Origin of the sequence: Acidovorax temperans (genome assembly GCF_028596105.1) — a bacterium.
GTDB classification, from domain to species: Bacteria; Pseudomonadota; Gammaproteobacteria; order Burkholderiales; family Burkholderiaceae_C; genus Acidovorax; species Acidovorax temperans.
This window is the reverse complement of record NZ_CP117193.1, coordinates 2,682,457-2,704,594: the sequence shown is the minus strand read 5'-3', so window position 1 is coordinate 2,704,594 and position 22,138 is coordinate 2,682,457. Positions and strand designations below refer to the sequence as shown.

Annotated in this window: 17 protein-coding genes and 1 pseudogene; 8 read left to right on the top strand and 10 right to left on the bottom strand. The window is 64.8% G+C overall.

Features of this window, described 5'->3' with window-relative positions; genetic code table 11:
* Nucleotides 1–83: 83 nt before the first annotated feature.
* Complete coding sequence (locus tag PQV96_RS12785; protein ID WP_273623124.1) at nucleotides 84–1,217, bottom strand: sterol desaturase family protein; 1,134 nt, start codon at nucleotides 1,215–1,217, stop codon at nucleotides 84–86.
* A gap of 141 nt (nucleotides 1,218–1,358) precedes the next feature.
* On the opposite strand from PQV96_RS12785, the gene PQV96_RS12780 reads away from it, so the two are divergent.
* A complete protein-coding gene (locus PQV96_RS12780; protein ID WP_273623123.1) occupies nucleotides 1,359–1,847 on the top strand; it encodes an acyl-CoA thioesterase in 489 nt (162 codons plus the stop codon).
* A gap of 56 nt (nucleotides 1,848–1,903) precedes the next feature.
* Here PQV96_RS12780 and cobA read toward each other — a convergent pair whose 3' ends face one another.
* The 6 genes from cobA to nirB form a co-directional block, all read right to left on the bottom strand.
* The gene (cobA, locus tag PQV96_RS12775) at nucleotides 1,904–2,737 is read right to left on the bottom strand and encodes a uroporphyrinogen-III C-methyltransferase (protein WP_207374291.1); all 834 of its coding nucleotides are present in this window, start codon (nucleotides 2,735–2,737) and stop codon (nucleotides 1,904–1,906) included.
* 11 nt (nucleotides 2,738–2,748) lie between these two features.
* Nucleotides 2,749–3,657, bottom strand: a complete 909-nt coding sequence (ybiB, locus tag PQV96_RS12770; RefSeq protein WP_207374290.1) for a DNA-binding protein YbiB — start codon at nucleotides 3,655–3,657, stop codon at nucleotides 2,749–2,751.
* Nucleotides 3,658–3,837: 180 nt separating this feature from the next.
* Nucleotides 3,838–6,675, bottom strand: a complete 2,838-nt coding sequence (locus PQV96_RS12765; RefSeq protein WP_207374289.1) for a nitrate reductase — start codon at nucleotides 6,673–6,675, stop codon at nucleotides 3,838–3,840.
* 160 nt (nucleotides 6,676–6,835) lie between these two features.
* Nucleotides 6,836–7,219, bottom strand: coding sequence for a nitrite reductase small subunit NirD (gene nirD, locus PQV96_RS12760; protein WP_099655083.1), 384 nt, complete (start codon nucleotides 7,217–7,219; stop codon nucleotides 6,836–6,838).
* Between the two features lie 43 nt (nucleotides 7,220–7,262).
* Nucleotides 7,263–8,066: a type IV pili methyl-accepting chemotaxis transducer N-terminal domain-containing protein gene (locus PQV96_RS12755; protein ID WP_420482209.1), complete on the bottom strand. Its 804-nt coding sequence runs from the start codon at nucleotides 8,064–8,066 to the stop codon at nucleotides 7,263–7,265.
* Between the two features lie 54 nt (nucleotides 8,067–8,120).
* A complete protein-coding gene (gene nirB, locus PQV96_RS12750) occupies nucleotides 8,121–10,565 on the bottom strand; it encodes a nitrite reductase large subunit NirB (RefSeq protein ID WP_207374287.1) in 2,445 nt (814 codons plus the stop codon).
* Between the two features lie 311 nt (nucleotides 10,566–10,876).
* On the opposite strand from nirB, the gene PQV96_RS12745 reads away from it, so the two are divergent.
* Complete coding sequence (locus PQV96_RS12745; RefSeq protein WP_207374286.1) at nucleotides 10,877–12,643, top strand: bifunctional protein-serine/threonine kinase/phosphatase; 1,767 nt, start codon at nucleotides 10,877–10,879, stop codon at nucleotides 12,641–12,643.
* A 427-nt stretch (nucleotides 12,644–13,070) separates the two neighbouring features.
* On the opposite strand, the gene PQV96_RS12740 is transcribed toward PQV96_RS12745, so the two are convergent.
* Nucleotides 13,071–14,285, bottom strand: coding sequence for an MFS transporter (locus PQV96_RS12740; protein WP_198846030.1), 1,215 nt, complete (start codon nucleotides 14,283–14,285; stop codon nucleotides 13,071–13,073).
* A 501-nt stretch (nucleotides 14,286–14,786) separates the two neighbouring features.
* Between PQV96_RS12740 and PQV96_RS12735 the strand changes: the two are divergent.
* Nucleotides 14,787–14,993: pseudogene (locus PQV96_RS12735) on the top strand (transposase); the annotation flags it as partial.
* 115 nt (nucleotides 14,994–15,108) lie between these two features.
* Here PQV96_RS12735 and PQV96_RS12730 read toward each other — a convergent pair.
* On the bottom strand, nucleotides 15,109–16,221 hold the full coding sequence (locus PQV96_RS12730; protein ID WP_273623122.1) for an IS5 family transposase: 1,113 nt from the start codon (nucleotides 16,219–16,221) through the stop codon (nucleotides 15,109–15,111).
* A 161-nt stretch (nucleotides 16,222–16,382) separates the two neighbouring features.
* Between PQV96_RS12730 and PQV96_RS12725 the strand changes: the two genes are divergently transcribed.
* Entirely contained in the window at nucleotides 16,383–16,868 is a 486-nt protein-coding gene (locus tag PQV96_RS12725; RefSeq protein WP_273625254.1) for an IS5 family transposase, read from the top strand.
* 39 nt (nucleotides 16,869–16,907) lie between these two features.
* Complete coding sequence (locus PQV96_RS12720; protein ID WP_207375479.1) at nucleotides 16,908–18,557, top strand: methyl-accepting chemotaxis protein; 1,650 nt, start codon at nucleotides 16,908–16,910, stop codon at nucleotides 18,555–18,557.
* 54 nt (nucleotides 18,558–18,611) lie between these two features.
* Here PQV96_RS12720 and gntR read toward each other — a convergent pair whose 3' ends face one another.
* Nucleotides 18,612–19,637 carry an HTH-type transcriptional regulator GntR gene (gene gntR / locus PQV96_RS12715; RefSeq protein ID WP_207375480.1) on the bottom strand — a complete coding sequence of 342 codons (1,026 nt, stop codon included), beginning with the start codon at nucleotides 19,635–19,637 and terminating at the stop codon, nucleotides 18,612–18,614.
* A gap of 169 nt (nucleotides 19,638–19,806) precedes the next feature.
* On the opposite strand from gntR, the gene PQV96_RS12710 reads away from it, so the two are divergent.
* The 3 genes from PQV96_RS12710 to PQV96_RS12700 are packed head-to-tail and all read left to right on the top strand — an operon-like array spanning nucleotide 19,807 to nucleotide 22,132.
* Complete coding sequence (locus tag PQV96_RS12710; RefSeq protein ID WP_242638360.1) at nucleotides 19,807–20,328, top strand: gluconokinase; 522 nt, start codon at nucleotides 19,807–19,809, stop codon at nucleotides 20,326–20,328.
* On the top strand, nucleotides 20,325–20,831 hold the full coding sequence (locus PQV96_RS12705; RefSeq protein WP_207375481.1) for a TRAP transporter small permease: 507 nt from the start codon (nucleotides 20,325–20,327) through the stop codon (nucleotides 20,829–20,831). The genes PQV96_RS12710 and PQV96_RS12705 overlap by 4 nt, the downstream gene beginning before the upstream one ends.
* A gap of 8 nt (nucleotides 20,832–20,839) precedes the next feature.
* Nucleotides 20,840–22,132, top strand: a complete 1,293-nt coding sequence (locus PQV96_RS12700) for a TRAP transporter large permease (protein WP_207375482.1) — start codon at nucleotides 20,840–20,842, stop codon at nucleotides 22,130–22,132.
* The last annotated feature ends 6 nt before the right edge of the window (nucleotides 22,133–22,138 follow it).

Sequence of the window (22,138 nt, the reverse complement as noted above, 5' to 3'; positions counted from 1 at the left end):
CGACCAGCGGGTGGGTGCACGCATCGCGCGGGCCCCGTGCACGCACAAGGCCAGCTCAGGCTGCAGATGCGCGCAGCTTGTTCCTAGCCTTTCCAGGTAAACGGAAACTTCAACTGCTTGATGAACCCGTTGGGCACGTAGTCGCCCAGCACTCCGTAGTGCTCAGGCCACAGCTTGGTGCTTTTGACGGCAGTGCCGAACAGGTAGTCCAGAAACGCGAAGTGCGCGGCGTAGTTCTTGTCCAGCGCTTCCTGGTCCTGGCTGTGGTGCCAGTGGTGGAAGTTGGGCGTGACCAGCACATAGCGCAGCGGGCCCAGGCGCACGCTCACGTTGGCATGGTTGAACACCGCCTGGAAGCCCACGATGACGATGTACGCATCGATCACTTCCTTGGAAAAGCCCAGCACGTAGATGGGCGCCAGCACCATCGAGCGGGTGATGATCAGCTCCAGGATGTGCTGGCGCGAGCCGGCCATCCAGTCCATGCTTTTGACGCTGTGGTGCACCGCGTGCAGGCGCCACAGCAGCGGCACCTCGTGGTAGGCGCGGTGCGTCCAGTACTGCACCAGGTCGGCCACCAGAATGATGCCGAACAGCGCCACCCAGAAGTTCAGGCCTTGCACCCAGCCGCGAATGCCATTGTTGGCGGCCCAGCCAAAGAACTTGTGCACGATGAGGTTGGTGGCCAGCAGCACAAAGCCCACCACCATGTGGTTCACGATAAAGTGGTGAAAGTCCGTCTGCCACTCGGCGCGGAACACGGGCTGGTCCTTGCGGTGCGCAAACAGCTTTTCAATGAAGATGAAGATGAGCGAGCTGCCCAGCAGATCCAGGATGAACCAGTCCAGGCCAATGTAGGGCGTGTGGTCCGGGAAGTTCGGGTCCACCTCCACCTTGTGCCCGCCCAGCAGCGCTGCCAGCGCCACCATGGCAAACGCAAACGTGGCCAGCCATCGGGCGCGGTTGAACAGGATGTTGACCAGCGAGATACCACCCGCCGCGGCCATGGCGGCCAGCATGATGGTGCGGATGATGTTCACGTCGTAGCTCTTGCGCAGCTCGGGCGTGGTGAGGTACTGCGGAAAGTGAAATGCCAGCACGCCCAGCAGGCACAAAATGGCCAGCGTGAGCGCGATGACGCCTGACACCAGCCCCTTGCCTGTGCGCAGTGCGCCGTGGCTTTCGGTGAATTCGTTGAGTTTTTCTAGTTCGATCATTGTTGGTTCCTCCCTTGCATCCGAGAGGGAAAGCCTCGGATGCCCGCGCGAGTGTAGCGAAGCAGGCACGGCGCGTGCATGTTGTGTGATCTGGCGCAAAGCATGGTCCAGCGGATCGGGCCCCACTCCTAAAATCGCAGCATGAACATCCCTTCACACCAACTCAGCATGACCGTGCTCATGTCGCCTGACATGGCCAACTTTTCGGGCAACGTGCACGGCGGCGCCATCCTCAAGTTGCTCGACCAGGTGGCGTATTCGTGCGCCAGCCGCTATTCGGGCTGCTACACCGTGACGCTGAGCGTGGACCAGGTGATGTTTCTGCAGCCCATTCACGTGGGGGAGCTGGTGACGTTTCTGGCCAGCGTGAACTACACCGGCAGCTCGTCGATGGAAGTGGGCATCAAGGTGATGGCAGAAGAGATTCGCTCGCAGGTGGTGCGCCATGTGAACAGCTGCTTTTTCACCATGGTGGCGGTGGATGAAAACCGCAAGCCGGTGGCCGTGCCGGCATTGACGCCATCCACCCCGGATGAGCGCCGCCGCTGGGATGCGGCCTTGATGCGCAAAACACTGCGCAAGGAATTGGCTGCGCGATTTGCCGAAGTGCGCCAGACGGCGGGGCAGTGAAACCCGCAGGGGTCACGTGTAACGCGCTGCTCCGGGCGCTGTGGCTGAAGGCGTGATCAGGTCGCGCGGCGGGCCTGGGGGGCCGCCTCAGCCGCATCCTGCGTAGCCAGCGCCACCCCGCGCACCACGTCGCCCACCACAATCACCGAGGGGCTGCCCAGCCCCTGTGTTGTGATGGTGGCCTGCAGCCGCCCCAATGTGGTGATGGCGTGCCGCTGGTGGGGCAGGCTGGCGTGCTGGATGATGGCCACCGGCGTGTGCGCAGGCAGGCCGCTCAGCAACTCTTGCTCGATGGTGGCGGCGCCGCTCACACCCATGTAAATCACCAGGGTGAGCTTGGCGTCCCTGGCGGTGCGGGCCAGGGCTTTCCAGTCGGTGCCGGTGTCGCCGGGCTTGGCATGGCCAGTGACAAACACCACGCCGTGCGCGTGCTCGCGGTGGGTGAGCGGTGCACCCAGTGAAGTGAGCCCGGCCAGACCCGCCGTGATGCCATTGATCACCGTCACCGGCACGCCTGCTGCGCGCAGGTGTTCCACCTCTTCGCCGCCACGGCCAAAGATGAATGGGTCGCCTCCCTTGAGGCGCACCACGTTCTCACCCTCGTTCACGGCCATCAGCATCAGCTTTTCGATGAAGGCCTGGGGCGTGCTTTTGCAGCCACCGCGCTTGCCCACGTAAACGATGCGGGCGCTGGGTGAGGCGTGGGCCACGATGGCGTCGCTCACCAGGTCGTCCACCAGCAGCACCGTGGCGGCCTGGATGGCCTTGAGTGCCTTGATGGTGAGCAGCTCTGGGTCTCCTGGCCCAGCGCCCACCAAGGTGCATTGTCCGCCCGTGCCCAAATGGGGGCGGGCCGGGTCGGAAGAAGAGGGTTGGGTTGGGCTGCTCATGGCTTTGTCTCTCAGGAAGTTTGTGCTGCCACCTGCAAGATATGTTCCACCTGCCGCGCCAGCGCCGGGGGCACCGGCAGGGCGCCCGCCAGCACCTGCCGCGTGTATTCGGCCGTGGTGGCCACGTCGATTTCGGTGGGCAGGCCGGGCACTTCGGCGGCGGTGCCAGGTTGCTGTTCTTCCAGCAGGCGGTGCTGGCCGCCCACGAATGCGTCATAACGGGGCTTGCGGCGCGGGTCGGTGGCCACTTCGCCTTCCAGCCCGCGCGAGAGCAGGGCAGTCATCCCCATGCTGGTGAATGTGGCGTGCAGCATGTCCAGGTACTCGGGGTGGGTGTAGGCCGTGACGACCACGGCTGGGCCCGCGCAGGGGTTCATCAACTTGACCACGCTGTGCCCTGGGTTGCGCAGGCCCACCACCTGCCGCACGGACAACAGGCGCGCCAGGCCGGGGTGCAGGTGCTGGGTGTGGATGTGTGCCACCTGTCCATTTGCTATGGTTTCAGGAGCTGCTAGCGCTTTGATATCAAGCGCTTCAAGCACATCTGATGCCAAAACCCTGCGCGCTTCGGTACGCATGCCGTGCAGCAGCACGGGCAGCCCCTCGCGTGCCAGCAGCATGGCCAGCAGCGGGGTCAGCACGGGTAGCTTGCGGGCGCCGTTGTAGCTGGGCAGAACGATGGTGGCGCGGCTGGTGGCTGGCAGCTTGGCCAGCCGCTGGTGCGTCGCGTCCAGAAAGCCGCACATTTCTTCGGGCGTTTCGCCCTTGATGCGCATGGCCAGGCAAAAGGCGCCAATTTCCAGATCGGTCACGCTGCCATCCAGCACCTGGCCAAACAGGTCGGCTGCCTGCTCACGCGTCAACGGCTTGGAGCCGCGCGGGCCGCGACCGATTTCCTTGATGTACTGACTGATAGCCATGGTTTTGTGTGGCGGGACTTGTGAAATAGGGCTCCAGCGTCGTTATTTCGGCTTGCCGTACAGGCGTACTGTCTGCGCCGAAAATGCCTAGCTGGAGCCCTATTGCACAAGTCCTGGTGCGGTGGTTGTGGCAGTGAGGTGGGTGGGGCGCTATTTTGGCGCAACCCAGACAACTTTTGGTTATATGACGGCCTGTGTCGCGGGTTTGGACGCCAGCGGCCCGGTGGTGCGCACCATGCGCTTTAGTTCGGGCAGGCACGAGCCGCAGTTGGTGCCGCAGCGCAGCTTGCCTTGCAGCTGGGCCAGGCGGTCGTCGTCGGTGCCGTGGCAGTGTGCCAGCTCGGCGGTGATGGCGGCGTCCGTCACGTTAAAGCAGGTGCACACCGATTTGCCGCGCGACTGCACGGCCACGGGTGCCTTGGCGCCGGGGACCAGCAGCAGGCGGCCGTAAGTTTGCGCGGGCAGTTCTTCTTGCAGCAGGGTCTTGAGCCAGCCCTCGGCGCTGGTGTCGCCCGCCAGCACGATGCCTTCGAGCGTGGTGGTGTCATCGTGGCGTGCCAGCCGCGCGGCGCGGCGCTGGCCGCGTTTTTTGTCGGCATAGCGCAGCGTGTCGGTGGTGGCCAGGCCCATCAGGGCTTCGATGCGTTCCACCGTGGCGTCCGGCGGGGCTTCGTGCGCGGCGGCGCGCAGCAGCACGCCCACGCGCTCGCGCCCGGGTTCGCCCAGCGGCGTGTTGTTGCTGAAGGGCACACAACTGGCAAACGGAAACTGCGCCATCAGTGCGGACAGCGCTTCGCGTGCGGCCTGGGCGCTGTCGGCGGGCAGCCAAGCCATGGCCAGCAGTGTCCAGGGCAGCTCGGCCTTGAGCACCTTCACGGCCGCGTGCTTGAGCTCGGGCTGCTTGGACGTGGGGCAATAGGCCGAGGTGGTGAGCGCGTTCACGCCTGCCAAGCGCTCGCCGGTGGACGAGCAGCCGCTCAAAAATTCGCTGCCCCAGTGCATGGCCATGAAGGCCTGCGACAGGCCCACGGTGGTGTCGGCCTGCGCGGGTACCACGATGGTGCCGCGCTTGCTCGTCACGTAGACCAGGTCGCCGTTCTTCAGGCCGCGCCGCTCCATGTCCTGCGGGTGCAGCTGCACGCTGGGCTCGGCCACATGGCCAAACAGGCGGCCCAGCGTGCCGGTGCGGGTCATGCCGTGCCACTGGTCGCGCAGGCGGCCCGTGGTCAGGCTGAACGGGTAGCGCGATTCGCGTTGTTCCGCCGTGGGTTGCCAGGCATGCGCGGCAAAACGGGCGCGGCCGTCGGCCGTGGGGAAGATGCCGTCTTCGTACAGGCGGGCCTTGCCGGTGGTGACGCCCTCGGGCAGCGGCCACTGCTGCGGGCCAGCAGATTCGAGCATCTCCCACGACAGGCCGGTGATGTCCAGGTCGCGGCCGCGGGTGCTTTCGCGGTGTTCGTTCCACACGGTTTCGGCGCCCTGGTCTGCATGGTCGGTGGTGTAGGGAAACAGCGTGGGCTGGCCGGGGCGCAGGCGTGCCTCCAGCTGGTGCGCAAACTGCACCGCAATGGCCCAGTCGTGGCGTGCCGCGCCGGATGCGGGCACGGCAGAGCGCACGCGCGAGATGCGGCGCTCGCTGTTGGTCACGGTGCCGGTTTTTTCGCCCCAGGTGGTGGCAGGCAGCAGCAGGTCGGCGTACCGCGCGGTCTCGGCCGTTGCGAAGGCCTCTTGCACCACCACAAATTCGGCGCGCTGCAGGGCGCGGCGCACAGTGGCCTGGTCGGGCATGCTCTGCGCGGGGTTGGTGCAGGCAATCCACAGGGCCTTGATCTCGCCGTCGGCAGCGGCCTGGAACATCTCCACCGCCGTCTTGCCCGGCTTGCTGGGCACATCGACCACGCCCCACAGCGCGGCCACCTCGGCACGGTGCTGGGGGTTGGCCAGGTCGCGGTGGGCGCTGAGCAAATTGGCCAGGCCACCCACCTCGCGCCCGCCCATGGCATTGGGCTGGCCGGTCAGGCTGAAGGGGCCTGCGCCGGGTTTGCCGATCTGTGCGGTGGCCAGGTGCAGGTTGATGAGCGCTGCGTTCTTGGCGGTGCCGCTGCTGCTCTGGTTGAGGCCCTGGCAGTAGAGGCTCAACGTAGCCTTGGACGTGGCAAACCACTTGGCGGCCGTGGTCAGGTCGGCCACCGAAATGCCACACACCTGGGCCACGCGCTCGGGCGTGGCGTCACGCACCAGGGCCTTGAGTTCGTCGAAGCCCGTGGTGTGTGCGCCGATGTAGGCGGCGTCGATCCAGCCTTCCCACAGCATGATGTGCAGCATGCCGTTGAACAGCATCACATCGCTGCCGGGCTGGATGGGCAGGAACAGGTCGGCCATGCCCGCCGTGTCGGTGCGGCGCGGGTCGGCCACGATGACCTTCATGCCGGGGTTGGCGGCGCGTGCGTCTTCGATGCGGCGGAACAGGATGGGGTGCGCCCAGGCCGCATTGCTGCCCACAATGAACAGGCACTGCGCGTGTTTCACGTCGTCGTAGCAGGCGGGCGGCGCGTCGGCGCCCAGCGTCTGCTTGTAGCCGGCCACAGCGCTGCTCATGCACAGGCGCGAGTTGGTGTCGATGTTGTTGGTGCCGATCAGGCCCTTAGCGAGCTTGTTGAAGACGTAGTAGTCCTCGGTCAGCAGCTGGCCGCTCACGTAAAAACCCACGGCGTCGGGGCCGTGCTGCTGGATGGTGTGGGCAAACTTGTCCGTGGCCAGGCCCAGGGCCGCATCCCACGACAACGGCCGAGGGGCATCGCTGCGTTGCGCGCGGTGCAAGGGCTGCAGCAGCCGGGTCTGCAGCGTGATGGGGCTGCTGGCCGTGAGGTGCAGCGTCGAGCCCTTGGTGCACAGGCGGCCAAAGTTGGCGGGGTGGTTCGGGTCGCCCCGCACGCCGGTGATCTGTGCACCGTCGCTTTCAATGATCACGCCGCAGCCTACGCCGCAGTAGGGGCAGGTAGATTTGGTTTCTTGCATGGCGTGTGGCTTTGAATGTTTTACGGCGCTAGCGCTTTATTTATAAGAGCTAGCAGCTATTATTTTTATAGCTATGGTGCCCGTTGGGGCTGGCGCAGGGGTCTGGGGGCTGGGCTTGTTGGCAAGGGGCGGGCGCACAAGGCACCCTGCGCCTACGCGCCTACGCGCCCACCGTGCGGCGTGCAGGCCCGGCGATGGGCCGCGTCAAATCCGTGGCCACGGTGGCCAGCTCTGCAGCGTCCAGGTACACGGCACCGTCCTCCACCTTCACGGTGAACTTGGGGGTGCAGCCCTCATCGGGGGCCGATGCCTGGCCGTCGCACAGGCCGATGGTCCAGTTGTGCATGGGGCAGGCCACATGGGTGCCAAACACAATGCCTTGCGACAAGGGGCCACCCTTGTGCGGGCAGCGGTCGAGCAGGGCGAAGACGCCGCCCGCGTCGTTGCGGAACACCGCCACATCCAGGCCTTGGGGGCGGGCAACGCGGCGCGAGCCCAGCACGGGGATGTCTTCGATGCGGCAGATCAGTGTCCATTCAGTCATGGTGGCGATTCCTTGTGGTTGTTGGGGGGCTCTGGGCTCTGTGTCAGGCGGCCAGGGCGGCATACATGCCGGTGACGCGGTCCATGCTGGCCAGCAGGTTCTCGCTGGTCACAAACACCTCGGACACCTGGCGAAACGTGTTGGCGCCTGTTTGCATGCGCTGCAGCGCGGCGTCAAAAAACACCCATTGCCCGTCGGCCAGTTGCAGTTCCTGGCGAATGCGGTCGGTGGCTTGCGGCGCGGTGCGCAGCAATTCGTTGGCGCTCAAAAACTCTTTGCGCGCCTTGTCGATTTCGGTGGTGCTGGTGGCAGCGTCCACCTGCAGCATCGCGGCCAGGCAGAACTTGGCCATGCGCTGGCTCAGCATGCGCTGGCGCCCGGCCACGTTGACCAGATGGCCCACGGGCTTGCCCGAGGCCGCTTCGTATTGCACGGTGCCCTGGTGGGCCAGGGCCAGCACCTTGGCGTCGGCCTGCAGCAGGCTGCTGGCCGCGTCTTTGGAGGGCTGGGCCGTGGTCAGCACGGTTTTGTAGGCGCTCCAGGCGGCTTCCAGCTCGGTGTAGGTGGTGCGGATGTCTGCCTGCGGGGCGTAGGCCTTGAGTTCTGCCAGCTGCCGCTCAAACAGCTTGATGGACTGGGCCAGCGCCTGGCGCGCCGGGTTGGCATCGGCCTGGTGGGCCAGCATGAGCCAGGCTTTGGCCATGCGCTGGCTCAGCATGCGCTGGCGGCCCGCCTTGTTGATGGCATCGTTCACATCCTGCAACTGGGCCCACGCCGCCACCGGGGCGCCCACAGCGCCTGCCAGCAGGGCGCCAGCGCTGGCGTTCAAAATCCATCGGCGTTGCAGCATGGGTGGGCTCCTTGGTGGTTTGGGGGCGGGCAGGGGCAGTGGGCAGCGGCGTCAGGCGCCCAGGGGCACAAACTGGCGTGTGTCCACGGCGGCTTTGTCAAACTCGAACCAGGGGTCGGGCTCGCCGTCCAGCGCAAACTGCAGTTGCTCCCACAGCGCCTTGCGGCCTTCGTGGTCTTCCAAAATGCGCTTTTTCACATAGTCCAGGCCCACGCGGCTCACGTAGTGCACGGTGCGCTCCAGGTACCAGCCTTCCTGGCGGTACAGCTCGCAGAACGCGCCGGTGTACTCCAGCACTTCTTCGGCGGTTTTCAGCTTGGTGAAGAAGTGCGCCACCTCGGTCTTGATGCCGCCGTTGCCAGCGACGTACATCTCCCAGCCGCTGTCCACGCCGATGATGCCCACGTCCTTGATGCCGGCCTCGGCGCAGTTGCGCGGGCAGCCGCTCACCGCGAACTTGACCTTGTGCGGGGCGTACATGCGCCACATGGCGCGCTCCAGGTCCTTGCCCATCTGCGTGCTGTCCTGCGTGCCCATGCGGCACCACTCGCTGCCCACACAGGTCTTCACGGTGCGCAGCGCCTTGGCATAGGCGTGGCCGCTGGGCATGCCGATGTCTTTCCACACGTTGACCAGGTCTTCCTTCTTCACGCCCAGCAGGTCAATGCGCTGGCCGCCCGTGACCTTGACGGTGGGAATGTTGTACTTGTCCACCGCATCGGCAATGCGGCGCAGCTCGTCGGCCGTGGTTTCGCCGCCCCACATGCGGGGGATGACGCTGTAGGTGCCGTCCTTTTGGATGTTGGCGTGGCTGCGCTCGTTGATGGCGCGGCTTTGCGGGTCGTCCTTCGCGTCCTTGGGCCAGGTGCTCAGAAGATAGTAGTTAACGGCGGGGCGGCAGGATGCACAGCCGTTGGGCGTCTTCCACTCCATGAACTTGAACACATCGCCAATGCTCAGCAGCTTGTTGGCGCGGATCGCGTCGCGCACCGCCTGGTGGCCGTGGTCGGTGCAGCCGCACATGGCCTTGGTCTTGGGCGTGGCGCTGTAGTCGCCACCGGCGGTGAACATGATGATCTGCTCGACCAGGCCCGTGCACGATCCGCACGATGCACTGGCCTTGGTGTGCTTGCGCACTTCGTCGAGCGTGAACAGGCCCTTGTCCTTGATGGCCTTGCAGATGGCGCCCTTGGTCACGCCGTTGCAGCCGCACACCTCGTCGCTGTCGGCCATGGCCGATGCCTTGCTCTGGCCCTGGTGGCCCACGTCGCCGATGTTGCTCTCGCCAAACATCAGCTTGTCGCGGATATCGCTCACGCTGCGGCCGTCACGCAGCAGCTTGAAGTACCAGCTCCCGTCCACGGTGTCGCCATACAGGCAGGCGCCCACCAGCTTGTCGTCCTTGATGACCAGTTTTTTGTACACGCCGCCAAAGGGGTCGCTCATCACGATCTCTTCGGTGTTCTCGCCGCCCTGGAAGTCGCCCGCGCTGAACAGGTCGATGCCTGTCACCTTGAGCTTGGTGGATGTCAGCGAGCCCTGGTAGCGGCCGATGCCGAACTCGGCCAGGTGGTTGGCCAGCACCTTGCCCTGCTCGAACAGCGGGGCCACAAGGCCATAGGCAATGCCCCGGTGCGCGGCGCATTCGCCCACGGCGTAGATGCGCGCGTCGGTGGTGGTCTGCAGCGTGTCGCTGACCACAATGCCGCGGTTCACGTGCAGGCGCATCTTTTCAGCCAGCGCGGTGTTGGGGCGGATGCCCACGGCCATCACCACCAGGTCGGCGGGCACCTGGGTGCCGTCCTTGAACTTGACGCTGGCCACGCGGCCGTCGGTGTTGCCCACCAGTTCCTGCGTCTGCGCGCCCATCAGGAACTGCATGCCGCGCTCCTGCAGCGACTTCTCCAGCATCTTGCCGGCCACATCGTCCAGCTGGCGCTCCATCAGCCAGTCGCCCACATGCACCACGGTGACCTGCATGCCGCGCTTCATGAGGCCGTTGGCGGCCTCCAGGCCCAGCAGGCCGCCGCCGATGACGACGGCGTGCTTGTAGGTGGCGGCGGCGTCGATCATGGCCTGGGTGTCGGCGATGTCGCGGTACGCCAGCACGCCCTGCAAGTCCTTGCCGGGGATGGGCAGGATGAAGGGGTTGGAGCCGGTGGCGAGGATCAGGCGATCGTATGCGGCGGTGACCACCGTGCCGTCTTTGCTGGTGGCGCTGACCACGCGGCGCACGCGGTCCACGTCGGTCACGGTGAAGCCGGTGTGCAGCGTGATGTGGTTGTCGGCGTACCACGACCAGTCGTTGAGGATGATCTCGTCGATGGTCTGCTCGCCCGCCAGCACGGGGGACAGCAGAATGCGGTTGTAGTTGGGGTGGGGCTCGGCACCGAACACCGTGATGTCATACAGATCGGGGGCGATCTTGAGCAGCTCTTCCAGCGTGCGCACACCGGCCATGCCGTTTCCCACCATCACCAGTTTGAGCTTTTTCATCATGACTCCATCGGTTCCATCGCCGGGGCGATGCGCAAAACAAAAAAGGCGTCCACACGATGCTGCTCCGAGGTCTCGAAACCGCATGTGGGGACGCCTTCGTCCTGACAACTCCTCTGTGCGCCTTTGCACTGCTGAATTGCGTGGGCCTGCCCGGCCCTTGCCCTTGTTAAGCAATGGCCGTGCCAGATTCCTTGCACTGATCTGGGGTGGGCGCGCGGGACGGGCCCGGGCGTGGGCTGCCGGGGTGGGCAGGCGGCCCCGCCCCGGCATGCACCACCTTGGGCACAAAACCTGCATGGAGCTGGTGCATGAGCTTTGAACTGGATGTGGGCCAGGCCTCGCTGGCCGGCCGCAATGAGGTGAACGAGGACTTTGCCGCCCTGGCGGTGGGGCAGGGGCGCGACCGCGAGCGCGGCGCCATCGCCGCCATTGCCGATGGCGTGAGCACGGGCGGCAAGGGCCGCGAGGCCGCCCAGACCACGGTGAGCACCCTGGTGGGCGACTACTTCGCCACCCCCGAGACCTGGGACACCACCGTGGCGCTGGACCGCATCCTGAACGCCCACAACGGCTGGCTCGCCTCCATGAACCGGCGCCGCCAGCCCGCCGTGGGCCTGACCACACTCACCGCGCTGGTGCTGCGCGGCCAGTCGTACACGCTGGCCCATGTGGGCGACACCCGCGCCTACCTGCTGCGCGGCGGGCGCCTGCAACTGCTCACGGCCGACCATGTGATGGCGCAGCGCGACTTTGCGCACCAGCTCACCCGCGCCATGGGGCTCGATGACCATGTGGTGGTGGACTACAGCCAGGGCGAGCTGCACAGCGGCGATCTGTTCGTGCTGCTGTCCGACGGTGTGCATGGCAGTCTGCCCGAGCGCGAACTGCGGCAGCTGCTGCGCCAGGAGGGCGTGGCGGCCCAGGCGCTCAGCGACGAGCTGGTGCAGGCGGCTCTGCGCCGGGGCAGCAGCGACAACGTGACCGCGCTGGTGGTGCGGGTGCAAGGCGCGCTGCAGGCCACGCTGCAGGACGAATCCCGCCGTGCGCAGGACCTGCCCGTGCTGCCCCTGCTCAAGGTGGGCGATACCGTGGACGGCCTCACGGTCACGGCCATCGTGGCCGACAACGGCATCCACCGGCTGTACCAGGTGCGAGACCCGGCCACGCAGCGCCTCTACGCCCTCAAGACCCTGCTGCCCACGCGCGCCCACGATGCCGAAGAGCGCGCCACGCTCGCGCACGAGGCCTGGGTGGCGCGGCGCATGCAGTCGGGCCAGGCCGCCGCCCACCTGGCGCGGCTGAACACCTGGCCTGCGGGCGAGGGGCAGGAAGGTGCAGGAACCAGTGCCAGCGCGTTCTACCTGCTGTACGACTGGCACGCGGGCGAAACGCTGGGCCAGCGCCTGCGCAGCCGCCAGCATCTGCCCGTGCCACAGGCCGTGTCGGTGGTGGTGCAGGCTGCGCGCGTGCTGGGCTGGCTGCACCGGCAGGGGGTGGTGCACCGCGACATCAAGCCCGACAACCTGCACCTGGGCGACGACGGCGTGCTGCGCGTGCTCGATTTGGGCGTGGCCCTGTCCGGCCGCGAGCCCGAGGCTACGCGCCAGCTGCACGCGGGCACGCCCAGCTACATGAACCCCGAGCAGTGGCCCGGCTACGAAAAAAGCGGCGATACCGAAGGCCAGCTGCCCGACGCGCGCAGTGACCTGTTTGCGCTGGGCGTCACGCTCTACCAGCTGCTGAGCCAGGGCCGCCTGCCCTATGGCGAGGTGGTGCAGTACCAGCTGGGCCGCTACCACCGCGACCCGCTGCCCCCCAGCCGCCACAACCCCGGCGTGCCCATCTGGCTGGACCAGATCTCCCTGAAAGCCGTGGCCCGCAGCCGCGCCCAGCGCTTCGAGACCGCCGAGGAACTGCTGCTGGCGCTGGAGCGCGGTGCATCCCGCCCGCTATCAGCCCCCGGCCCGCAGCCGCTGATGCAGCGCGACGCCACGGCCCTGTGGAAGATCGCGCTGGCGGTGAGCGTGCTGGTGAATCTGCTGTTGATCTACTGGCTGTTGTTTTTGCCGAGGTAGTGGGGAGTCTTGGTTTGCTCCTGAAAATGTAGCTGCTTCCGCTTATGCAGTGGGCGGTGGAGCCGATTTTGGCTTGAATATTCAGCGGTGCATCGCCTGGTTTTGATGTACGCCCCGGTGGGTAGCAGGCTCTGCCACAGGGCGCTGCCTGTGGGCTCCCTCTCCCCTTGCGGGAGAGGGCGGGGGGAGAGGGGGCTTCCCTGGGGGCGCTGCTGCCCCCTCTCCCCAACCCTCTCCCGCGAGGGGAGAGGGGGTTTCAGTCGGCAACACTTGCGCCGGTCACGCGCTGCGCGCGCGGCCGCCCTTTTAGCGAAAGTTCGGCAAGCGCTATCGCGCTTACTTGTTTAACGCAAGTCATGCGCTACGCGCACGGCCACCCTTTTGCTGGAAGTGTGGCGAGCGCTTGCGCGCTCACCGGCTACGCCGGTCATGCGCTGCGCGCACGTCCACCCTTCTCCGCCCACGTGCGCGTCCAGCGGATCTGCATCACCCGCAGTAGCACCAGCATGGCCAGCGCGCACGCCGCAATGCCGACAAAGCCCCACAGGTAGGTGCCGGTGTACTGGCGCGAGATGCCCATGCCGCTGGGGATCAGGCCGCCGCCCAGGGCGCCGATCTCGCCAATCATCGAGCCTGCCACGGCCGTGGTCAGAGGCCAGCGCAGGGGCACCAGCTGGAACAGGGCGCCATTGCCCGCGCCCAGCGCAGCAAAACACACCAGGAACAGCAGCATGGTGATGGGCAGCGAGTTCTCGGCCAGGCCGCACAGCACCATGCTCACGGCCGTGATGGCCAGCACGGCCGTGAGTGTGTTCACGCCGCCCCAGTGGTCCGACAGCCAGCCACCAAAGATGCGCAGGGCCGCGCCCAGGAAGGCCGCCAGCATGGTGAGCTGGCCTGCCTGCACCTTGCTCACATGGAACTGGTCGTAAAAATAGCCGGGCAAGAAGGTGGTGAGGCCGATGAAGCCGCCAAAGGTCACGGCATAGATCAGGCTGAAGGCCCAGCCATCTTTTTCAAACAGGCAAGCGATGTGTTCGCGGAAGCTCGAATGGGCCGCCAGGTCGGAGGGCTCCTGTGCAAACACGGCCATCACGATCGCGGGCACCGCCACGCTCACGGCGGCAAAGCCGTACACGGCCTGCCAGCCAAACTTCTGGGCCAGCGCCGGGGCCAGCAGAGCCGCCACGGCGGTGCCCACGTTGCCTGCGCCCACGATGCCCATGGCCAGGCCCTTGTAGCGCGGCGGAAACGAGCCCGAACCCAGCGACAGCGCCACGCCAAAGCTGGCCCCGGCCACACCCAGAAGGATGCCCATGGCCAGCAGGTCGCCGTAGTCGTGCACAAACAGGTAGCCGTAGCCCATGGCCACAAAGATGCCCGCCATCTCGACCAGCGTGGCGTTCTTGCGCCCGATGTACTGCGCCAGGATGCCCAGCGGAAAGCGCATCAGCGCACCGGCAAAGATGGGGATGGACAGCATCATGCCCATCTGCGTGGGCGTGAGCTGGAAGCTGTCGCGGATGAACGGCGCCATGGCACCGTTGATCACCCAGACAGCGCACGAGAAACCGAAGTAGAGGAAGGACGACCACAACGTGGGGGCGTGGCCGGACTTGAGGAACTCGCGGAATTGAAGCATGGCGATCGTGCGCAAAAGGGCTGAGGGGCTTCCCAGCCGGGGCAAAAAACAAAAAGGCGCCTGCATGGATCGCGCAGGCCTTGCAGCCTGTTTGCATTCCATGAAGACGCCATCGTCCTGTTCGCCCAATCCGCCATTGCACCGGGCTGATACACGGCCAGCGTTGACCGCACCCATCTGCAAGCAATGTCTGTGCCAGCCAGGGTGCTTCGAGGGTTTGAATAAAAAATGGCCGTTACCGCGCGTCCATTCTCAGTTTATTGCTATAAAAATATGAGCATCCCATCGAAGATTGCCACGCTTTGGGGCAGGGTGTTGGATGAATGCTCTCTTTTGGTGAATGCGCAGCACACGGCGATTTAGTTGTTTGCGAAACAACTTTTTCGCCTTAGGATGAATTCGACTTTTCCGAGGCTTTTTTCAGTTCAGTTTTTTCTGGGGTGACTAGGGTCTGTTGAGAATCAATCTGAGAGGCGTGAATGGATGTGATGCAATAGGCGCATGAGCATTCGATGGGTACTGACAGACGAGCAATGGGCCAAGATGGAGCCTCAATGCCTTGGCAAGCCAAGTGATCCTGGACGCAGCGGCACAGACAACCGCCGCTTCGTTGAGGCAGTGCTGTGGATTGCCCGCACAGGCAGCCCCTGGCGAGACCTGCCGCCAGAGTTCGGCAAGTGGAACACGGTGTTCAAACGCTTTAGCAGGCTGCTGAAATACTCCCCGCCGCAGCCCAGCCCACCTCCCCGCTTTTGACGGAACCGCCTGATTTTTCAGCAGTCTGGGCCTGTTTTGCTCGTTTTTGAGCCCTTTTCTTCGCCCTTTACACCCCGCTGGCACCCTGCAGACGCACCTGTCCCAAGGTGCGCATGCGCGTGAGGTTGTACGCAGCCATGTTCAGCACAAACAACTGGTCGACCTTTTGCAGTCCGCGCACCATCACTTGCCGGATGCTGCCGATCATCTTGGCCCAGCCAAAGCCTTGTTCGATCAGCTTTCTCTTTTGCTGGGAGATGGCGTAGCCTTCGCTGTTTGCAATCGCGTCAGGAACTGCCGACTGGCGCCCCGATTTGTTCTGCGCCACATGGGGCAGCACGTTCATCTCTTGCAGCGCGTCGATGAACTCCCTGGCGTCGTAACCCTTGTCCGCGCCCAGCGTGATAGTGATGGGCTCATCGCCCGGTAGTGCCTGCCGCGCATCGTTGATCATGGCCTTGGCCGCTTCACGTTCGGCATGCCCGTCAGCCTGGGTGACCACAGCACTGACCACCAACCCATGGCGGTTGTCGGTGAGTGTGTGGCCCATGAAGCGCAACTCACTGGCCGTCTTGCCCTTGCGGTACAGCCTTGCATCCGCGTCCGTTGTGGACTCGTGGGTGTCGTTGCTGCGCTTTTGGCCTTTGAAGTTCCCCGCGTCGGTATCGTCGTCGCCCTGGCGGTCTTTGCGCACAAAACTCTTGTGGCCCGCCCAGGCCTGGATCAGGGTGCCATCCACGCTGAAGTGCTCGCCCGAGAGCAGTTCCCGCTCCTGGGCTTGTTGCACAATCTGATTGAAGAACTCGATGACCGCATCGTGCTCGATCAGGCGTTCGCGGTTCTTGCTGAAGACGGTGGGCACCCAAACGGCATCGTCCATGGCCAGGCCAATGAACCAGCGAAACAGAAGGTTGTACTGGGTCTGCTCCATGAGCTGGCGCTCCGAGCGCACGCTGTAGAGCACCTGGATGAGCATGGCGCGCAGCAGCTTCTCGGGGGCAATGCTGGGGCGCCCGCCCTTGATGTCGGCCGCATACATCTGGGCAAACAGATCGTCCATCTTCTGCAGGGCCTTGTTGACCATGATGCGGATCACCCGCAGGGGGTGATCAAGGGGCACGAAGTCATCGAGATGGCGCATCGTGAACAGGCTCTCGGTGAAGGTGTCGGCTCCGCGCATGGATGGCTCGTCTGTCTGGTCAGTAGGGGGCTTGATTGTCGCGGCTGGGCGGCTGTCGCGGACTGTCGGTGGGGAGTATTTCAGCAGCCTGTTAGAGACTGGGTTAAGGCCGATGTGTTCCAACGTCTGTTCGATGCAGTGAGCGAGCAGCCAGACATGGAATATGCGATGGTGGATGCCACGATTGTGAAAGTGCATCGGCACGGCCAGGGGGCAAAAGGGGGACTTCGGGCCAGGCCATAGGCCACTCGAGGGGCGGCATGACCACGAAGATACTGGCGCTGACAGATGCATTGGGCAATCTGGTGAAGTTCGTCTTGATGCCAGGGCAGCGCCACGACACCAAAGGGGTCAGAGAGCTGATTGCCGATGTGCGCTTTGATGCCTTGCTTGCCGACAAGGCCTTCGATGTGAATTGGCTGATCCAGGAGTTGGGTAAGCGCGGGGCGCAGGTGGTGATCTCACAGATGCCCCGCAGGAGAGCGCCACTGGAGATTGACCTGGAGGTCTACAAATGGCGCCACTTGATCGAGAACTTCTTTGGCAAGCTCAAGGAGTTCAAGCGCATCGCCATGCGTAGCGACAAAACGGATACCAGCTTCGCAGCGATGATCTATCTCGCGGCTGGGGTTATCAACTCTCGGTGATTCTCAACAGCCCCTAGGTTTTCCGTAAGGAGGGGTTTCATGCGCGTCAATCTGCCCGTCAGCACGCACGAATATGCGTTTCCCAAAGGCCAGACTCTGGTGTCCACCACCGATCTCAAAGGCCGCATCCTGTACTGCAACCCGATGTTCATCGAGGTCAGCGGCTACGCCAAGGAAGAGCTGCTGGGGCAGCCCCACAACATCGTTCGGCACCCGGACATGCCTGAAGAGGCGTACCGTGACATGTGGGAAACCATTGGCAAAGGCATTCCCTGGTCGGCACCAGTGAAGAACCGTCGCAAAGACGGCACCTACTACTGGGTGATGGCCAATGTGACGCCCTTGATGGAGGGTGACCAACCCGTGGGCTACATGTCGGTGCGTACGCAGGCTTCGCGCGATCAGATCCAGCAGGCCGAGCAGCTCTACAAGACCATGCAGGCTGAAAAGCAGGCCGGTGTGTTGGCGCACGGACTGCGCGCAGGGCGCGTGGTCAAGAACAACCTGTGGGGGCGCGTGAGCGGTGCGCTGCGCATGGGGGCGTTTTCCGAAATGCTGCTGGGGATGGGCGTAGTGGTGGCGGCTGCCGTGGCTGCCGCTCAGCTGGGTGGGCAGGGGCTGACTTTGGCCTCTGGCCTGGCATGGCTGGGCGTGGTAGCGCTGGCGTTGGGCTATTGCGTTTACATGCGCTCGGTGTTGGTGTCGCCGCTGCAGCAGATGCTCAAGTGGGCTAACCGCATGGCGGCCGGTGATCTGACCCAGAAGATCACGGTGTCGCGCGACGACGCGGTGGGGCATTTGCAAAAGGCGCTGTCGCAACTGAATGTGAATTTGATGTCCATCGTGCGTGATGCTCGTCAGGAAGCGGAGCACATGCAGCTGTCTACCCAGGAGATCGCTCAGGGCAACCAGGACCTGTCAGCCCGCACCGAGTCTCAGGCCAGCAACCTTGAGCAAACGGCTGCCTCGATGGAAGAAATCACCGGTACGGTGCGCCAGACTGCAGAGTCTGCCCGCCAGGCTACTTCGCTGGCCACGCAGGCCACTACGGCAGCTGAGCGCAGCAGCGAGGCCGTCAACAGCGTGGCAGACACCATGCACCAGATTCAGACGGCGTCGGGCCGCATCAGCGAAATCACGCAGATGATCGACAGCATCGCCTTCCAGACCAACATCCTGGCATTGAACGCGGCCGTTGAGGCCGCCCGCGCGGGCGAGCAGGGCCGGGGCTTTGCGGTGGTGGCTTCTGAAGTGCGCAGCCTGTCGCACCGCACCCTGTCGGCTGCGAAAGAAATTCGCCAGCTGATCGATGATTCAGCCAACAAGGTGCAAGAGGGCAACGTGAAGACGGATTCCGCCCAGAAAACCATGACCGAGGCCCTGGAGCTGGTGCGCCGCGTGAACTCGCTGATGAGTGAAATCCACGGCGCTTCCAACGAGCAGCTCAGCGGTATCTCGCAGGTCAATGCCGCCGTGGCTCAGCTGGACACCATCACCCAGCAGAATGCCGCGCTGGTAGAGGAAAACGCGGCGTCCGCCATGCAGTTGCAAGAGCAGGCCAAGTCTGTGGCCGACACGGTGCAGGTATTCCGCATTGATGGGTCTGCATCCACCAAGGGCCCGGGTGCCGTAGCCTTGCGCCGCGAAATGCGGGCGGCCTCTGCCCAGCGGTCGCTGACCGTCGATTAACCCGGCCGCTCGCCAGCGCAGCAGCCCTCGCGGATCTCGCGGCCGCTGCAAGCGTCAGGTGCTTTGCCGTACCGTCAGTTCAAACCCCAGGTTCACACAGTTGTTCTCTGGGGGGTGGCCCCGCATCAATGCCAGCAGCATGTTCGCGCCCGCCTCGCCCATCGCGGCACGTGGTGTGCGCACGGTGGTCAGGGGCGGCACCATCTGGTCGCTGCCCGCCAGGTCGTTGAAGCCGGCAATCGCCACTTGTGCGGGCACAGCAATGCCCAGCCGCTGGGCCGCCAGCAGGCCGCCCTGGGCCAAGTCATCGTTGCAGAAGAAGATGGCGTCTACCTGAGGGCGGGTGCGCACGATTTCTTCGAGCAGCGTAGCCCCCAGGCGTATGGAGGAGGGCTCGGGGCTGAGGATTTCCAGCTTGGCGTCGTACACGCCTGCATTTTTCAGGCAGCGCCGGTAGCCCTCCGCGCGCTGGAGGGTGCGCGGGTCCAGCTGCGCAGCCGCAAAGGCGATGTGGCTATAGCCGCGCTGCAGCAAATGTTCCGCCATGGCGTAGCCCGCATCGTGCTGCGAAAAGCCTGCGCAATACACACCGGCAGCAGCCGTCACTTCCATCAGGTGCACGCACGGCACACCACTGGCAGCAATCATCTGCCGCGCGTTTTCGGTGCGGTCAAACCCCGTCACCAGCAGGCCCGCAGGGCGGTGCGCAAGGTAGGTGCGCAGCAGTTGCTCTTCTTCCTGCGGGTCGTAATGCGTCACGCCAATCAAGGCCTGGTAGCCCAGCGGAAACAGCACGCGGTGCACGGCGTCCAGAACGTCCACGAACAACGCGTTCGATAGCAGCGGCACCAGCACGGGCACCTGCACGCTGCGTTGGGATGCGAGGGCGCGGGCGGCGGGGTCGGGCACATAGCCGAGTTGTTGCACGGCGGCTCGCACGCGGTCTGCCAGTTCGGGGGCCACGCCGCGCTCGCCGCGCAGCGCGCGCGATGCGGTAATCGGGCTCACGCCCGCCGCCTTGGCCACGTCGCTCAGGGTGATGCGGCCGCTGGAGCGGCGTTTGGTGTCGGGTTTGTTCAAGGGTTTACCCCTAATGATGTTCTTGGAAGTCGATTTAGGATAGCGCTATCCCGCTGGTCGGGCAACCGTATTACGCTTGATTTTGGTCTTTCTTCGGCCAATCCTAGCGCTTCAGCGTACCTTGGTTTGAGGTGCGTTTTTTTGGTTTTGATTGGATAGCGCTACCAATATGTCTTTCGACGGATCTCCATTGTTTCTGGTGGTCATGGGCGTGGCAGGCTGCGGCAAGTCCAGCCTGGGCTTGGCGCTGGCCCAGGCCCTTCGTCTACCCCTGATTGAGGGCGACGACCACCACAGCCCCGCCAGCCGCGCCAAGATGAGCGAGGGCATCGCCCTGACCGATGCCGACCGGGAGGGCTGGCTCACCACGCTGGGCCAACTGCTGCAGGCGCACCCGCAAGGTGCGGTGCTGACGTGCTCCGCACTCAAAAAGGCCTACCGTGACCGGCTCCGTACGGCCTGCCCCCCGCTGCGCTTTGCGTTTCTGGAGATTGGCCGCGCTGAGGCGGAAGTACGCGTCAAGGCCCGGGCCCAGACGCATTTCTTTTCTGCCGCGTTGGTGGAAAGCCAGTTCGCCACGCTGGAGTCTCCGGCGGGCGAGCCCGGTGTGCTGACTCTGGACGCCGGGCTGCCTTTGCCTACCCTGGCCCAACAGACCTGTGCCTGGCTTGCCCTGCAGGAGGTTGCATGAATTCACCCACCCCGGCGCCCGTGCACCCCGCAGCGCGCGTGGCGCACATCCTCATGGCGCTGTGCCTGGGGATCATGGCCGTTGCCGTGTTCTTCAACGTGGTGTTGCGCTACGGGTTTGGCAGTGGCATTCCCGCCAGCGAAGAGCTGTCGCGCCTGCTGTTCGTATGGATGGTTTTCATTGGGGCTGCAGCCGCCTATCCGGCGGGTGAGCACATGGCCTTCACCAGCCTGGCGGGCCTGCTGGCGCGCAAGCCTCTGGCTTTCAAGCTGCTCACGGCGGTGATCCGTGTGCTGGTCATGGCCGCCTGTGCCATGCTGGGCTGGGGCGCCTGGCAGCAAGTGGTGGTGGGCATGGACAGCCACTCGGTGGTGCTGGGCTACCCGGTGGCACTGCTGCCGCTGCCCGCCTTGCTTTGTGCCGTGGCGATTGGTGTGATGGCCCTGGTCGAACTGGTGCGCGGCAAGCCGCTGGACCTGGGCCACGGCGCGGAGGTGGAATGATGCTGGGAATGACGCCTGAAGCCATGGCCTTCGTGGTCTTTTCGGTGGGCATGCTGGTGCTGATGGGCACGGGCATGAACATGGGCCTGGCGCTGGTGCTCACGGGCGCTGGCATGGCCTGGGTGCTGGACTTTTGGGACACGCAGCTGCTGGCCCAGAACCTGGTGGCAGGGGTAGACAGCTTTCCGCTGCTGGCCGTGCCGTTCTTCATTCTGGCGGGCGAGTTGATGAACTCCGGCGGCATCAGCCGCCGCATCATCGACATGGCCCAGGCCTGGGTGGGGCATATCCGTGGCGGGCTGGGCTATGTGGCCATTGGCGCTGCGGTGCTCATGGCCAGCATGAGTGGCTCGGCCCTGGCCGACACCGCCGCCCTGGCCACCATCCTGCTGCCCATGATGCGCCAGCAGGGCTACCCGATGAACACCTCGGCCGGGTTGATTGCCTCGGGCGGCATCATCGCGCCCATCATCCCGCCGTCCATGCCGTTTGTGATTTATGGCGTGACGACCAACACCTCGATCTCGGCGCTGTTCGTGTCGGGCATCGTGCCGGGGTTGATGATGGGCGTGGGCCTGATCTTCGCCTGGCGCTGGGTGCTGCGCGACCTGGACCTGCCCAAGGGCGAGCCACTGCCGGTGAAAGACCGCCTGCGCGCCACGGCCCGCGCGTTCTGGGCCATGCTCATGCCCATCATCATCATCGGGGGCATGAAGACGGGTGTGTTCACTCCCACCGAAGCCGCCGTGGTGGCCGCGTTCTATGCGCTGATGGTGGCGCTGTTCATCCACCGCGAAATGCGTGTGGGTGAAATCTACGGCGTGCTGCTGCGCGCCGCCAAGACCACCTCCATCGTGATGTTCCTGTGCGCTGGCGCCCAGGTGGCCAGCTACATGATCACCCTGGCCGATCTGCCCAATGTGCTGACAGCATGGCTGGGCCCGCTGGTGGAAAGCCCGCGGCTGCTGATGGCCGTCATGATGATCGTGCTGGTGATGATTGGCACGGCGCTGGACTTGACGCCCACCATCCTGATCTTCGCGCCGGTGATGCTGCCCATCGCCGTCAAGGCAGGCATCGACCCTGTCTACTTCGGCCTGATGTTCGTGCTCAACGGCGCCATTGGCCTCATCACCCCGCCGGTGGGCACCGTGCTCAACGTGGTGGCCGGGGTGGGGCGCATCTCCATGCACAGCGTCATTAAGGGGGTGAACCCGTTCCTGTTGACCTACGTGCTGATCCTGGCGCTGCTGGTGGTCTTTCCGCAGATCGTGACCGCGCCGGTGCTTTGGATGCGTTGATGACGC